Below are 13,399 nucleotides of genomic sequence, written 5' to 3' on the forward strand. Positions count from 1 at the left end.
TTTACCTTTTTATTGTCAAGCTTTGACTCGACTTTTAGTGCGAATTATACACCAAGAAATATTAAACGTATTTTAAATATCTTATGACAAAAAAATAATTTTTATATTGTCTTAGAAAATCGCCTTAAATTTTCAGGAATTTTCTTAAGATACTCATCAAAACACATTGCAATATTTCGTATTATCAGCGTTCCTGTCTCATTTACGCTGATTTTATCTGTCGTAACATCGACAAATTCACTTAAATTCTTTAGTTCTTCAAGCTCACTTTTGAAATGTTCAAAGAAATTTATATGAAATTCATCCTCGACTGCCTTGATATTAAGCCCAAAATTACTCATCAAACTCATGATCACACTTTTTCTAAGCAAGTCTTCATCGCTTAGATAAATTCCCTTTGCATATGGCAACTTTCCACTATCGATCGCTTTTTCATACTCATCCATATCTTTGTGATTTTGCGCGTAGTGTCTTTTGCACTCACCAATACTTGTCACGCCAATGCCAATAAGATCAGCGCCACCCTTTGTCGTATAGCCCTGGAAATTTCTATGCAAGGTGCCATTTGCCAAAGCGCCAAAAAGCTCATCATTTGGCTTTGCAAAGTGATCCATTCCTATCATTTTGTAGCCATTTTTAGTTAAAAACTCAGCTGTAAATTTTAAAATTTCAAGCTTCACTTCTGGATTTGGCAAGGTTGTCTCATCAAATTTACGCATCGACTTTTTTATCCACGGCACGTGAGCGTAGTTAAATACTGCAAGCCTATCTGGATCAAGTGTAAGAGCAAGCTCGAGCGTCTTTTTAAAGCTCTCCAGACTTTGGTACGGTAGGCCGTAGATCAAGTCCATATTTATTGATTTTATGCCCTTTTGCCTAGCCATTTTTACGGCATTTTGAGTGATCTCATATGGCTGAATTCTATGAATTTCTTTTTGCACTTTCTCATCAAAGTCCTGCACGCCGTAGCTTATGCGGTTAAAGCCGTGAGATATGAGCACATCAAGCTGCTCGTTTGTCAAAAATCTCGGGTCTATCTCGCAGCTTATCTCAGCCTCTTTTGAGAAATTTTTAAATTTAGCCTTGATAAGTTTGATGATCTCATCAAGTTGATCGGCGTTATAAAATGTCGGTGTGCCGCCGCCAAAGTGCATCTGCAAGACCTCAGTGCTTGTATCTAGATGGCGGGCTAAAATTTCGAGCTCTTTTTCTATATATCTTATATATCTCTCTTTGCGATCCTCTTTGCTCGTATAGATGACGTTACAGCCGCAAAAATAGCAAGCACTCCTGCAAAAAGGCAGGTGCAAATAAAGCGAAAGCGGCCTTTTTTTATCACGGTTTTCAAGTTCTTTTATATAAGCCTCATAGCTAAATTTATCACTAAACTCCGGCGCTGTCGGATAGCTCGTATATCTTGGCCCTGGCCTTGAATACTTCACATACGCACTAAAATCAATCATCTGCCCTGCTCCTTGCCATTTGAATCATCTCTTTTATATCTACAAATAAATTTGGATGCTCTTTTTTTATATTTTTTACCAGCTTATCAAGGTCGATGTTAAACTGCCTGCTCTTTTTATCGTGAGCGATCTTTTTGATCTCATCCATCGCAACCACCCAAACATCGCTAAAATCAACTGGGATATTTTGCCAGATCGTCTTTTCAAGTCTTAGGTCAAAATTCTCTTTTTGCGTCTCTTTTAGAGCCTCTATCAAAGCTGAGAGCGATTGTACAGAAATGACCGTGTGTAAATTTTGATTTTCATCAATGCCAAACCACGGCTCTTTCGAGTCCCAAGAACCACTTTTTAAATTTAAGATATGCTCGTTTGGATTTTTCGTTGAAACTATCTCAAAGACCGTTTTTTCAGGCTCGCTTAGCCCAAGATTATTACCGATCTCATCTATCTCATCATATATATTTTTCTCTTCACTCATCTTCTTCTCTCATCTAGCCAGACCATCACGCCTTTTTGGGCATGAAGTCTATTTTCCGCCTCGCTAAAAATTTCATCAGCGTGCCTCTCAAAGACCGCCTCGCTCACCTCGTAGCCTCTATAAGCTGGCAAGCAGTGCAAAAATATCGCATCTTTATTAGCTAAGCTCATCAAATTTTCATCCACGCAGTATCCAGCAAAGTCTTTTAACCTCTTTTCTTTCTCGGCCTCTTGCCCCATCGATACCCAAGTATCCGTAGTCACTACATCGGCACCATTTACCGCTTCTTTTATATCATTTGTGATAAAAATTTTAGCTCCTGAAATTTTTGCGTTTTCATTAGCCATTTTTAAAATTTCAGCGTCCACCTCGTAGCCTTTTGGCGTGGCGACTCTTAGCTCAAGTCCTAGCTTGCTAGCTAGCATGAGCCACGAGTGAGTCATGTTGTTGCCATCTCCTACGTACGCGACCTTCTCGCCTGCACTAAATTCTAGCATCGTAAGATAGTCTGCCATGAGCTGCACTGGGTGAAATTTATCACTTAAGCCGTTTATCACTGGCACGCTTGAAAATTTAGCAAATTCTTCTAGCGTCTCGTGTTTATCGACCCTTAGCATAGCCATGTCGCACATCCTGCTTATCACTCTAGCGGTGTCACGTATAGGCTCGCCGCGGCCTATTTGTATATCGTTTTTGCTTAAAAATAGCGCATAACCGCCAAGCTCATGCATGCCCACATCAAAGCTCACTCTAGTTCTGGTTGAGCTTTTTTCAAATATCATCGCAAGCTTTTGATCTTTAAGATATGGCTTAAATTCTCTAGCCTTCGCCTCTTTTTTGATCTTGCGGGCTAAATTTATCATCTGCTCGATTTCGTCTTTGCTAAAGTCATTCAGCGTCAAAAAGTGCCTCATCTTAGCCCCTTAAAATTTTAGCCGCTTCTTTTGCGTGATAGGTGATGATCAAATTTGCACCTGCTCTTTTAAAGCCGATCAAGGTCTCCATCATGACGCGCTCGTAATCGATGATGCCAGCTTTTGCGCCAGCTTTTAGCAGTGCATACTCGCCGCTTACGTTATAGACGCAAAGTGGTAGAAGTGTTAAATTTCTTAGCTCTCTAACGATGTCAAGATAGGCAAGCGCTGGCTTTACCATCAAGATATCAGCACCTTGCGCCTCGTCCTGCAAGCTCTCATTTATAGCCTCTAGGCGGTTTGCGCTGTCCATTTGGTAGCTCTTTCTATCGCCAAAGCTTGGAGCGCTTTGTGCCACATCGCGAAATGGTCCGTAGTATGCTGAGGCAAATTTAGTCGAGTACGCCATCACTGGTAAATTTTCATAGCCGTTGCTATCAAGCGCCTCTCTTAGCGTTGCGATGATGCCGTCCATCATACCGCTTGGTGCGATCATGTCGGCGCCATTTTGAGCGTGAATCAAGGCTTGTTTTGCTGAAATTTCAAGCGTTGCATCGTTGTCGATAGTGTTATGCACGTGGTCGATTATGCCGCAGTGGCCGTGGTCTGTGTATTCGCAAAAGCAAAGGTCTGTGATGACAAATAAATTTGGAAATTTATTTTTTATGGCTCGAAGCGTCGTTGCGATGATGCCGTCATTGCTTAGTGCGTCGCTGCCAACGCTATCTTTTAGGCTTGGTATGCCAAATAAAATGATCGATTTTATACCTAAATTTACTATCTCTTCGCACTCTTTTAAAATTTCATCGATACTCATTTGATAAACACCTGGCATCGAAGAGATCTCGTTTTTAACGCCCCTGCCCTCGACCACAAAGAGCGGATAGATGAAGTCATTTACGCTAAGGCTAGTCTCTCTTACCATCTCTCTTAAAGCTGGATTTATTCTCAATCTTCTAAAACGTTTAAACATATTTTTGCCTTTTCTTTGTTAAAATGCGTGATTTTTAGCTAGTTTAGCACAGTTGGAGTAAATTTAAAATGAAAATAGAAATTTCAAACGCCGCAAATCTACCCTCAAGATTTGGTACTTATAAGGTTCAAGCCTTCAAAGAAGGGGCAAAAGAGCACCTCGTGATCTACAAAGAGCCTTTGAGCGAAGTGGTAAATCTTAGAATTCACTCTGAGTGCCTAACTGGCGATGCGATCGGAAGCCTAAAGTGCGACTGCCGCGATCAGCTCGAAGCAAGCCTAAAATATATCGAAGAAAATGGCGGCATGGTCATCTACCTGCGTCAAGAGGGCAGAAATATCGGGCTTTTAAATAAGATAAACGCCTATAGCCTCCAAGACAAGGGCTTTGACACCATTGAGGCTAATCACCAGCTAGGTTTTAAGGCTGATGAGAGGACGTATGAAGTGGTTGATTTTATCCTAAATCACTACGGCATAAAAGAGGTAAATTTACTCACAAATAACCCTTTAAAACTTCACGGACTAAGCTCGGTAAAGATCGTAAAACGCGTGCCTATCGTCATAAAACCAAATAAATTTAACGAAGGCTACCTAAAGGTCAAAAAAGAGCAAATGGGACACATCTTGTGAAGAAAAATGAGCTCTGCTTGCCAGCTGAATTTAACGAAAAAGTAAAGGCTTACGCTCAAATTTTTGCTAAATTTAACAAGGTTCATAGCTTAAGCAATTATAAAGATATAAGCGAGCAGGTGCTTGATAGCATAAAGCCGCTTGAAATTTTTGACCTAAGTGCCAAAATGGCGATCGATGTTGGTAGTGGAGCTGGCTTTCCAGCGATATTTTTAGCGCTTGCGATGCCTCAAACGAAGTGGCACCTTTTTGAGCCGATAGCCAAAAAGTCATCATTTCTAAGCTACACTAAGATCGAGCTTGGTTTGCAAAATTTAGAAGTCCATAGCCAAAAGATCGAGCTTGCAGATAAATTTACAGCTGATCTCATCACCTCAAGGGCACTTAGCAAGACAAAAGAGCTTATAAAAATTTGCGATGGATTTTATGATGAGAGCACTAAATTTCTCATCTACAAGGGCTCTAGCGTCATGGATGAAATTTCAGGCATAGACGCGCAAATTTATAATGAAAAAAACAGAAACTACATATATTTTAATCTCAAAAACCGAGGGGAGATACGTTGAAATACTTGCTTTTTGTAGCGATTTTGGTTGCGATTTACATCATATTTTTTAAAAATAGAAAAAAAAGCGACAAGATAAGCACCAGTAACTTCGAGGAGTGCAGCAAATGCGGTGTCTTTAGCGACATCGACCAAATGGTGCTAAGGGACGGAAAATACATCTGTAAAGAGTGCATAAAGGGTGAGAGATGAAAATTTTGGGTGATGAGCTGATCAAATTTGAGCCATTATATCTTTGCAAAAGCGAAGATGAAATTTCAAGCGGCAGGCAAAATCTCTTTAAATTTGATAGAAATTTGATAAAAAGAGCGCTAGAGGCTGGAGCAAACTTTAGCATCATCGCAAATGACATCAACGAAGCTATCATCGCAAACGCCGCTGGAGCAAAATTTATTATTGCCGATATTACGCTAGCAAAAGATCTGGCAAAAGTTGCACAAAACTACCTATTTGACGCGCTTATCGCTGTTTTGATAGAAAGCGAAACAAGCCTTTGCGAGCTTGCGAAATTTGAGATCGACGCAGCGATCCTGCCAAATGCTATAAAAGAATAAGGACAAAAATGGAAATTTTCAAAACCGCTTTTTTAATGGTTGCTTTAATGCTAGTTTTTATCGCTGTTGGCGGCTACGTGGGCGGCGAGCAAGGCATGATGATCGCCTTTTTGATGGCAGCTGGCATGAACCTATTTTCTTACTTTTTCAGCGACAAGCTCGTGCTAAAAAGATATAACGCCATCCCAGTCGATGAGAGCAACGCTCACGGCCTTTACGAGATCGTCTCACGCCTCACACAAAAGGCGAATTTGCCGATGCCAAAAATTTACATCATCCCAGAAGAGGTACCAAATGCCTTTGCCACAGGCCGCAACCCAAGTCACGCAGCCGTCGCAGTGACAGAGGGTCTTTTAAAAATTTTAAATGAAAACGAGATCGAAGGCGTGCTAGCTCACGAGCTAAGTCACGTAAGGCACTACGACATCCTAACTGGCTCAGTCGCAGCCATACTAGCTGGGGCTATCGCAATGGTCGCAAATTTCGCCAAGATAGGCACCGTAGCAGGGCAAAATCAAAACTCACAAAGAAACTCCAATCCAGTAATTATGCTAATCATCGCCGTTGTGATGCCACTAGCTGCTACGATCATCCAAATGGCGATCTCAAGGGAGTGCGAGTATAAGGCAGACAAAGGCGCAGCCTATCTAACAGGGCACCCAGAGTGGCTAGCCAGCGCGCTAAGAAAGCTTGAAAACTACTCAAATTCTTACGTCATGCAAAATGCAAGCGAGCAAAGCGCTCATATGTTTATCGTAAATCCATTTGGCTCACTAACTAGCAAGCTTGGTGTGCTTTTTAGAACACATCCTAGCACTAGCGATAGGATCGCCGAGCTTCAAAGACTAGAGCAAGAGATAAAAAGAGGCATGTAGTTTTAGCCATTAGTAAATTTGGGCTAAATTTTTCGTTTTTTGGTTTAAATTTTAAATATAGTAGTCAAATTTTAAATTTTCATGGGCGAGTATTTTGCTCTAAAATTTGAGTTAAACGGTAAGCGAAGTTAAAATTTAGCAGTCACTCATGCAAGCGTGTGAGACTTTAACAAATTTTTAAAATTAGAGCGAGCATATCACGGCTCTAAATTTAGTGCTAAACATGGTGAAGCCTAGATTTAGTAGTCTGCTAAGGTGAGCGAGTAAAGTTTTAAAATTTGCAAAATAGCTTTATCAAATCAGATAAGTGTCAGCAAATTTTAAAATTTCATGAATGAGTAATTTCGGCTCTAAAATTTGAGCTAAGCTATAAGCGAAGCCAAATTTTAGTAGTCAATTCTTGCGAGTGAGTGAAAGTTTAAAATTTGCTTTGAGATATAAATTGATCAAAAGGGAGACAAGGGGACTTGAATTACGAAGCCGTCCCCTTATCTCCCTTTAGATCCCACAATCCCCTCGCACGTTAGAGGGGCATGCAATGGCGCTAGCGCACTGCATGCGGTTTCTGTTAAAGAAAATCAGGCAAATTTTAAAATTAGAGCTGGCATATCACGGCTCTAAATTTAATGCTAAACGCAGTGCAGCCTAAATTTAGTAGTCTGATAAGGCGAGTGAGTAAAGTTTTAAAATTTATAAAATTACTTTGTTAAACCAAGCGAGGTCAAGTAAATTTTAAAATTTCATGAGCGAGTAATTTCGGCTCTAAAATTTGAGCTAAGCTGTAAGCGAAGCCAAATTTTAGTAGTCAATTCTTGCGAGTGAATGGAATTTTAAAATTTGCAAAGCAACCTAATTAAATTTAAATGTTTATTTCTTTGTTAAGGGGGAAGAGGCTTGAATTACGAAGTCGCTCCCTTCCCCCTTAACAATCCCCCAACCCCGACAACATTAGAAGTGGCATGCAACAGTGCTGACGCACTGCATGCGGTTTTGTTAAAATTTACAAATACAGCTTGACTAAAAACTAAATTTAAAACCCACAAACTTAAATTTAACCCCAAATTTCACTGAAGTCTCTTGCAGTCTTCGTCCTTTATAGTGTATTCAAAGATTAGTTCGCCGTTTTCTGAGTAGAAAATTTCATCCAAACTAACGCCGATGCTTAGCATATTTAAAATTTCTTTATCCTTGCAAGCGGTTCTTAAATTCTCTTTTTTTATAGCCTCGATAAATTCCAAAAGCTCTTTTTCTTCAAGCCTTTTGATCTCTTGTTTTCTTGCGTGTTTAACGGCGTATCTGTAGATGAGCGTGTCGCCAACGTTTAAGATATCGTTAAGCGTTAGCGTCGGCGTGCAGATAAATGGGAGCTTTTTTTTGTAGTATGTTGCGTGATTTTTCGCTGCCATATCTGGCGTAAGAGCCAGAGCAAGCGAGCAAAAAACCAGAGCAAAAAGGGCTACTCGCAACTACTCTTATCCAGCTTCAAATCAAAAAGATGCCTGCCCTCAAAGCCGTAGCTACCACTTAGCGTGATACCGCGATTTAGCGCAGCTCTTGCCATGCCTGAGTTGCAAAGCGCCTCTTTTCCGTTTTGATAAAATTCATCTTTTAAAGCCGAAATTTGAGCCTTGTTATAGCCTTTTAGTTTCTTTGTCTTGGTCTCATTTAAGACAAACTCACCATGTATATTTAGCCCGTCACTGCTTACATCTTTTAGCGTGATCATCTCATCGACCCTGCTTGGTAAATTTGGCTTTGCGGTTTGGACGACAAAGGCTGGGATCTGCTTTGTATCAAGCTGATTTAGTATCTGCTCATAAACTTTAAACTCACTCTCTTGCACACCAAAAGCAAGGCTTGCAAGAGCTAATAAAACGATCTTTTTCACATATTACCTTTATATAAATTTTCTAGTGATATTTGGCGAGAGTTTGACCAAGATGTCGTAGTTTATCGTGCCAAAAAAGTTAGCCCAGACATTTGCGTCCTCAAAGACACAGACCCACTCGCCACTATCTTTGCAGCTAAAGCTATCCATCGAAATTTTACCAAGTATCAGCTCGCCGCTTGCAAGCCTTAGCTCACCAAGTCCATTGTATCTTAGCAGTCCGTCGCCATATCCAAGATCATAAGTAGCGACGTTTATATCATCTTTTGCTATAAATTTAGCCCCATATCCCACGCTTTGACCACTTTTTAAGACCCGCCTGCTAACGCGCTTTGCCCAAAGTGAAAGCACTGGCTTTAAATTTAAAGAGCCATTAAACTGGGCATATCCGTACTGAGCGATGCCTACGCGCACCATCTCATCTTTTATCTCGCTCGCTCTTTCAAGGGCGGCTGAGTTGTGAGAGTGAAAGATCGGTTTTTTTATACCAAACTCATCACAAAGAGCTAAAATTTTCGCTTTTGCGGCGCTAAAATTCTCTCTTTGCACGAAATAATCAGCATTTAGCTCATCACTTGCGCGAAAGTGCGTATAAGCGCCAAGAAGCTCTAAATTTCTTCTGGCTAAAATTTCAAATGCATAATCAAGCTCGCTTATATCAAGCCCATTTCTATGCATGCCAGTGTCGATGGCGAGGTTGATTTTTGTATTTTCTTTTATCTTTAAAAGTGCCTCTATGTCGTTTATGGCATAGGTAAATTTAGCGCTCTCATCGCCTGTTGGGATGTGCGAGAGGATCAAGATATTTTCAAAGATATCAGCGATCTTATTTGCTTCACACTCGCTCTTTACAGCGCAGTTTTTTATGCCAAATTTCTTAGCCTCGCTAGCTATCAGCCTTGCGCCGTGCCCATAAGCGTTATCTTTTAGCACGACGATAACATTTTCTTTTCCGCCAGCTTTGTCACAAATTTTAGTTAGATTGTGGATGTAAGCTGCTTTGTTTAGGCGTATCTCAGACATTGAAATTCACATCATAAGCTTTATAAACGTCAGGCAAGAGCTTTCTTACGTTGTAGTCAAATGCGTAAAATTTAGCGTAAATTTCTTTTAGATCAGCCTCTTTAACCTTACTAAAGTCAAAAACATCAGTGCCATTTTTCTTTGGCACTTGGCGGTCTAGCTCAGCAAAAAATGCAGACCTAGCCTCTAAAATTTTCTCTATCTTCTCTTTTACTTCTTTAGATTTTTCCACTTCTACTCCTCTATAAAAATTTTCATCTCATCGCCATAAAGCTTGACATAAAGGGTCTTTTGACCTGCAAATTTATGCGTATCAGCAGCGTAATCCTCATAAAAACTCACGCGAAAGAGCTTGTCGTTTTTAAGATTTGGATAAGGTGTGATGAGAAAATTTGAAAAAGCAATATGTTTTTTCTCTTTTTTAGAAAAGATAGCTCGTTTCATATTTTTAAAATTTTCTAAGCTCATGCCGTCATACCGCTCAAAATCTTTATCATAAAATTTCAAATAGCTATCAATGTCACTCTCGCTCCAAGTCTTTTTCCAGTTAAGAATTCCAGAGATGATCACCGCTATGTCGTTCACGCTTGCTTCTGGGCGCTTGTCTTCGTAGATAAATGCGAGCGTTTTTTTATGGTCTATAACTTCGTCAAATTTCATCAAGATGTCATTTTGCATAGCCACACAGCCCTTTGTCTTTAGCTCATCTGTCCTTTGACCATCAAGCGGATAGCCATGTATCCAGATGCCGCTGCCATTGCGTTTTGCAAGTTTATCAAGCAAATTTGGATATGAAAGAGAAAAGGCAAGAGGCCCCAAGTATCTATCATTTGGCGTAAATCTACGTGTGAGCTGATAGACGCCAACTGGCGTTTTTAGATCGCCCTCAAGCAGTTTGTCGCCGTTTTTGCCAACAATGACACTTGAGCTAAAAAGTTTTTTTGTAACGCCGTCTTTATAAGAGATGACTTCAAGCTCTTTGTCAGTCTTATCAACCACGCTTAGAAGTATCTCGTTGTCGTAATATCCGTATCTAACGTCCTTGTCTTTGAGCTTGTTCAGCCAGTAGTCCTTACTTAAAATGTTCTTTTCAATGGCTTCTATGACAGCAGATGGGCCATTTTTTAAGTAAATTTCTTCGTAATTTTGGGCAAAAAGACAAGGCGCTAACGCGATGAAGAAAAGTAGTATCTTTTTCAAATGAAGTGTCCCAAAAAGTAAAATTTAGTGCGTAATTATAACCTAAAAAATTTCAATTTTTAAATTTTAAAGGGAATTTTAGTTTCTTTATATGTATAATCTGAAAACCATTATTAATTTACCATAAAGGAAAAATATGAAAAAACTTGTTTTTGGTGCATTGTTTGCGGCTTCTACACTAATGGCAGCTGACATCAGCTTAGATCATGTCAGAGCAAGAGACACAAAGCCTGGCACAAACAACAGCGCTATTTTTATGGATATCAAAAACGCTTCAAATGCCGATGTAAAGCTAGTTGGCGTTCATTCAAGTGTTTGCAAAAGTACTGAAATTCACACTCACAAGATGGAAAATGGCATGATGGCTATGGTTCAGGTTGAGGACGCTGTTATCCCAAAAAATGGCGAGACAAAGCTAGCTCCTGGCGGTCTTCACATCATGCTTATGGATCTAAATAAGCCCCTAAAAGATGGCGATAAGGTTGATCTGGAGCTAAAATTTAGTAACGGCGAGAGCATCAAGCTTGATAATATCGGAGTAACTAAAAACTTTAAATAATGAAAAAAATTCTAATCATTTTTTCACTCATCTTTATAGTAGCAGGCGCTTTTTGGATGGGTCATAAATTTATGGTCAGCAAAGAGGATCCGCCTGAATTTGCTGATGTAAATACATCGCTTGATCCTCTAAAATGCGATCTAAACAAAGATGCTTGCGAGGTGAAATTTAATGGCGTTAAGCTAAAGATAGAGATCTCGCCAAGACCGATCTTTGCGATGAGGCCGTTTAGCTTTAAGATCATTAATGGCAAAAATTTAGGACTAAAAGATCCAAATCTTGTAATCGATGGCATAAATATGAACATGGGTTCTATAAAGGCAAGGCTTGATCAAAGGGGCGATAACCTAATAGCCCAAATCGTGCTAAGTGCTTGCGTGGTCGATCTTATGAGGTATAGATTTAAGCTGCTTGATGGCGAAAACGATACTGGATTTTTTGTCGATCTCGATCTAAAAATGTAAGGGCAAATGATGAAAAAGACACTTTGGGGCTTAATAATAATCTTAATATGTGCTGGTCTTGCGATGCTTTTTATAAAGCCAAACAAGTATGATTTTAAGGCGCTTTCAGAGCATGGCGAAGTGAGCCTTAAAAACTATAACGGCAAATATAAAGCGATATATTTTGGTTATCTTTACTGCCCCGATGTCTGCCCTACTACGCTCTCTCTTGTGGGCGATGAGCTAAATAAACTAAAAAGAGACGACTTTGAGCTACTCTTCATCACCCTTGATCCTGAGCGTGATACGCCTGAAAATTTAACCCTAATGGCAAAAAATTTCTACAAAGATGCAGATGGACTAAAGATGAACGATCTGCCAAAAGTAGCTAAAAACTATGGCGTAAAATACCAAAAAGTGCACCTTAAAAACTCTGCTATGGGCTACTCTGTCGCTCACAGCTCTGCTATCTATCTGCTAGATAAAGAGGGGAATTTCTACGGCGAAATTTCAAATTTAACTAGCGAAAACATCAAAGAAAATCTCTTAAATTTAATAAAAGATAGACCATAAATTTATCTTGTAGATCAAAATTTCTTATTTTTTTAAAAAAACTTCTTAAACAGCTATACAATTCTTTTTAAACTAGCCGATATTGCGACAATGTAAATCATATGTAAAGGAATTCGTGTGAAGTCAATCACCAATAAAATAGCACTAATGCTAATAGTTGCTCTATGTATATCGTTTGTGGCTATGTCAGCCGCTAGTTACTACACCGCCCAAAATAAAACCATCGAGCTAGTCATCCAATCTCAACGTCAAATTCTAAAAGATGTAAAAAACGCTATGAATACATTTTTTGACGAGAATACACATGCCGCAAATGGCATCGCCCAAAGGCTAGAAAAGTTAGAGGACAGAAGTCAGATAAATGAAATTTTAAGCACAGGCAAGCTTATCGTATCGCCTGAGATAGAGAGAATTTTTGTGGGATACGAGAGCGATGGTGCGATGTACCGCTCAAATGGCAAGAATGAGATGCCAAAAGACAATGGCTATGATCCAAGAACAAGAGACTGGTATAAGATCGCAAAAGGCGCAAAAGCAACTTTTTCTGATCCTTACAAATCATCAAGCTCAAATGCCATGATGATAGCGTTCTCAGCACCTATCGGCAATAAAGGTGTCGCTGCCATGAATGCTGATATTTCAAGCCTCAGTGAAGAGATCATGAGTATCAGCAAGACTGATTATAGTTATGCTTACGTGATAGATAAAGATGGCAAGATCATCATCCACCCCGACAAAGAACTAGTCGGTAAAGACAATCCAACCACAAGCAATCTGGTCGCTAGATATAAAAATAAAGAATTTAATGAAAATGGACTAATTGCTTATAAAAACACAAAAGGCGAGGATAGATATGCTGACTTTATAGAGCTAAACGATCGTGGCTGGATAGCTATCTCGGCTATGCAAAAAGATGTATTTACGTCAAATACTATCCCTCTCCTAAAGATCCAGCTAATCCTAGCAGTGCTATTTATCGTTATCCTTTCAGCATTTGTCTATTTCTTACTTAAAAAGTCTCTTAACCCTATAAAAATCATCCAGTCTAAGCTTGATGATGTATTTAAATTTGTAACTTACGAAGCAAAAGCACCAAGCAAGCTAGAGGTAAGATCAAATGATGAATTTGGTGAGATGAGCAAGGCGATAAATGAGAACATTGATAAAGTCGTAGCTGGTATCAAAAAAGATAGCACTATGATAGATGAGCTAAATAAGGTAGCAAATTTAATGATCAAAGGAAACCTTGGAGCAAAGAT

General features: G+C 39.5%; 17 protein-coding genes and 1 pseudogene. 9 read left to right on the top strand and 9 right to left on the bottom strand.

All coding sequences use genetic code 11. The features are described from left to right. Positions 1 to 101 precede the first annotated feature (101 nt). The 4 genes from hemN to hemB are packed head-to-tail and all read right to left on the bottom strand — an operon-like array spanning position 102 to position 3,828. On the bottom strand, positions 102 to 1,463 hold the full coding sequence (gene hemN / locus MTT29_RS03505; RefSeq protein ID WP_429799771.1) for an oxygen-independent coproporphyrinogen III oxidase: 1,362 nt from the start codon (positions 1,461 to 1,463) through the stop codon (positions 102 to 104). After that, positions 1,456 to 1,941 carry a DUF2603 domain-containing protein gene (locus tag MTT29_RS03510; protein WP_429799772.1) on the bottom strand — a complete coding sequence of 162 codons (486 nt, stop codon included), beginning with the start codon at positions 1,939 to 1,941 and terminating at the stop codon, positions 1,456 to 1,458. The genes hemN and MTT29_RS03510 overlap by 8 nt, the downstream gene beginning before the upstream one ends. Beyond that, the gene (gene argF / locus MTT29_RS03515; RefSeq protein WP_107944792.1) at positions 1,938 to 2,855 is read right to left on the bottom strand and encodes an ornithine carbamoyltransferase; all 918 of its coding nucleotides are present in this window, start codon (positions 2,853 to 2,855) and stop codon (positions 1,938 to 1,940) included. Before argF ends, MTT29_RS03510 begins: the two co-directional genes overlap by 4 nt. 1 nt (position 2,856) lies before the next feature. Next, positions 2,857 to 3,828 carry a porphobilinogen synthase gene (gene hemB, locus MTT29_RS03520; RefSeq protein ID WP_429799773.1) on the bottom strand — a complete coding sequence of 324 codons (972 nt, stop codon included), beginning with the start codon at positions 3,826 to 3,828 and terminating at the stop codon, positions 2,857 to 2,859. 68 nt (positions 3,829 to 3,896) lie between these two features. Here hemB and ribA point away from each other — a divergent pair, with 68 nt between their 5' ends. Genes ribA through htpX form a run of 5 tightly spaced genes read left to right on the top strand, consistent with a single transcriptional unit; the run spans position 3,897 to position 6,454 of the window. Further along, positions 3,897 to 4,460 (top strand): GTP cyclohydrolase II, encoded by a 564-nt coding sequence (gene ribA, locus MTT29_RS03525; protein WP_012001491.1) that lies wholly within the window; start codon positions 3,897 to 3,899, stop codon positions 4,458 to 4,460. Then, the gene (gene rsmG / locus MTT29_RS03530; protein WP_429799774.1) at positions 4,457 to 5,026 is read left to right on the top strand and encodes a 16S rRNA (guanine(527)-N(7))-methyltransferase RsmG; all 570 of its coding nucleotides are present in this window, start codon (positions 4,457 to 4,459) and stop codon (positions 5,024 to 5,026) included. Before ribA ends, rsmG begins: the two co-directional genes overlap by 4 nt. Beyond that, positions 5,023 to 5,217: a hypothetical protein gene (locus MTT29_RS03535; protein ID WP_009294554.1), complete on the top strand. Its 195-nt coding sequence runs from the start codon at positions 5,023 to 5,025 to the stop codon at positions 5,215 to 5,217. Before rsmG ends, MTT29_RS03535 begins: the two co-directional genes overlap by 4 nt. Next, entirely contained in the window at positions 5,214 to 5,579 is a 366-nt protein-coding gene (locus MTT29_RS03540) for a hypothetical protein (RefSeq protein WP_429799775.1), read from the top strand. Before MTT29_RS03535 ends, MTT29_RS03540 begins: the two co-directional genes overlap by 4 nt. Before the next feature lie 8 nt (positions 5,580 to 5,587). After that, the gene (gene htpX, locus MTT29_RS03545; protein WP_429799776.1) at positions 5,588 to 6,454 is read left to right on the top strand and encodes a zinc metalloprotease HtpX; all 867 of its coding nucleotides are present in this window, start codon (positions 5,588 to 5,590) and stop codon (positions 6,452 to 6,454) included. Between the two features lie 1,064 nt (positions 6,455 to 7,518). Here htpX and MTT29_RS03550 read toward each other — a convergent pair. Genes MTT29_RS03550 through MTT29_RS03570 form a run of 5 tightly spaced genes read right to left on the bottom strand, consistent with a single transcriptional unit; the run spans position 7,519 to position 10,565 of the window. Beyond that, positions 7,519 to 7,920 carry a flagellar protein FlaH gene (locus MTT29_RS03550; RefSeq protein ID WP_149722909.1) on the bottom strand — a complete coding sequence of 134 codons (402 nt, stop codon included), beginning with the start codon at positions 7,918 to 7,920 and terminating at the stop codon, positions 7,519 to 7,521. After that, on the bottom strand, positions 7,911 to 8,342 hold the full coding sequence (locus MTT29_RS03555; protein WP_021088382.1) for a hypothetical protein: 432 nt from the start codon (positions 8,340 to 8,342) through the stop codon (positions 7,911 to 7,913). The genes MTT29_RS03550 and MTT29_RS03555 overlap by 10 nt, the downstream gene beginning before the upstream one ends. Positions 8,343 to 8,351: 9 nt before the next feature. Further along, on the bottom strand, positions 8,352 to 9,365 hold the full coding sequence (locus MTT29_RS03560) for an alanine racemase (protein WP_429799777.1): 1,014 nt from the start codon (positions 9,363 to 9,365) through the stop codon (positions 8,352 to 8,354). After that, positions 9,358 to 9,597: a CmeU family protein gene (gene cmeU / locus MTT29_RS03565; protein ID WP_103596740.1), complete on the bottom strand. Its 240-nt coding sequence runs from the start codon at positions 9,595 to 9,597 to the stop codon at positions 9,358 to 9,360. The genes MTT29_RS03560 and cmeU overlap by 8 nt, the downstream gene beginning before the upstream one ends. A 2-nt stretch (positions 9,598 to 9,599) precedes the next feature. Continuing rightward, entirely contained in the window at positions 9,600 to 10,565 is a 966-nt protein-coding gene (locus tag MTT29_RS03570; RefSeq protein ID WP_021085496.1) for a L,D-transpeptidase family protein, read from the bottom strand. A gap of 136 nt (positions 10,566 to 10,701) precedes the next feature. Here MTT29_RS03570 and MTT29_RS03575 point away from each other — a divergent pair, with 136 nt between their 5' ends. The 4 genes and pseudogenes from MTT29_RS03575 to MTT29_RS03590 all read left to right on the top strand — a co-directional run. Continuing rightward, on the top strand, positions 10,702 to 11,124 hold the full coding sequence (locus MTT29_RS03575) for a copper chaperone PCu(A)C (protein ID WP_429799778.1): 423 nt from the start codon (positions 10,702 to 10,704) through the stop codon (positions 11,122 to 11,124). Continuing rightward, on the top strand, positions 11,124 to 11,588 hold the full coding sequence (locus tag MTT29_RS03580; protein WP_429799779.1) for a hypothetical protein: 465 nt from the start codon (positions 11,124 to 11,126) through the stop codon (positions 11,586 to 11,588). Before MTT29_RS03575 ends, MTT29_RS03580 begins: the two co-directional genes overlap by 1 nt. A gap of 9 nt (positions 11,589 to 11,597) precedes the next feature. Beyond that, the gene (locus MTT29_RS03585) at positions 11,598 to 12,140 is read left to right on the top strand and encodes an SCO family protein (protein WP_225723922.1); all 543 of its coding nucleotides are present in this window, start codon (positions 11,598 to 11,600) and stop codon (positions 12,138 to 12,140) included. A gap of 276 nt (positions 12,141 to 12,416) precedes the next feature. Then, a pseudogene (locus MTT29_RS03590) lies at positions 12,417 to 12,938 on the top strand (cache domain-containing protein); the annotation flags it as partial. Positions 12,939 to 13,399 lie beyond the last annotated feature (461 nt).

It is taken from the genome of Campylobacter concisus (assembly GCF_050447485.1).
Classification (GTDB): Bacteria; Campylobacterota; Campylobacteria; order Campylobacterales; family Campylobacteraceae; genus Campylobacter_A; species Campylobacter_A concisus_BQ.

Bases quoted from the DNA above. Each gene is read 5' to 3' on its own strand.
- hemN (WP_429799771.1), bottom strand. From the start codon at position 1,463: ATGATTGATTTTAGTGCGTATGTGAAGTATTCAAGGCCAGGGCCAAGA.
- MTT29_RS03510 (WP_429799772.1), bottom strand. From the start codon at position 1,941: ATGAGTGAAGAGAAAAATATATATGATGAGATAGATGAGATCGGTAAT.
- argF (WP_107944792.1), bottom strand. From the start codon at position 2,855: ATGAGGCACTTTTTGACGCTGAATGACTTTAGCAAAGACGAAATCGAG.
- hemB (WP_429799773.1), bottom strand. From the start codon at position 3,828: ATGTTTAAACGTTTTAGAAGATTGAGAATAAATCCAGCTTTAAGAGAG.
- ribA (WP_012001491.1), top strand. From the start codon at position 3,897: ATGAAAATAGAAATTTCAAACGCCGCAAATCTACCCTCAAGATTTGGT.
- MTT29_RS03540 (WP_429799775.1), top strand. From the start codon at position 5,214: ATGAAAATTTTGGGTGATGAGCTGATCAAATTTGAGCCATTATATCTT.
- htpX (WP_429799776.1), top strand. From the start codon at position 5,588: ATGGAAATTTTCAAAACCGCTTTTTTAATGGTTGCTTTAATGCTAGTT.
- MTT29_RS03560 (WP_429799777.1), bottom strand. From the start codon at position 9,365: ATGTCTGAGATACGCCTAAACAAAGCAGCTTACATCCACAATCTAACT.
- MTT29_RS03575 (WP_429799778.1), top strand. From the start codon at position 10,702: ATGAAAAAACTTGTTTTTGGTGCATTGTTTGCGGCTTCTACACTAATG.
- MTT29_RS03580 (WP_429799779.1), top strand. From the start codon at position 11,124: ATGAAAAAAATTCTAATCATTTTTTCACTCATCTTTATAGTAGCAGGC.
- MTT29_RS03585 (WP_225723922.1), top strand. From the start codon at position 11,598: ATGAAAAAGACACTTTGGGGCTTAATAATAATCTTAATATGTGCTGGT.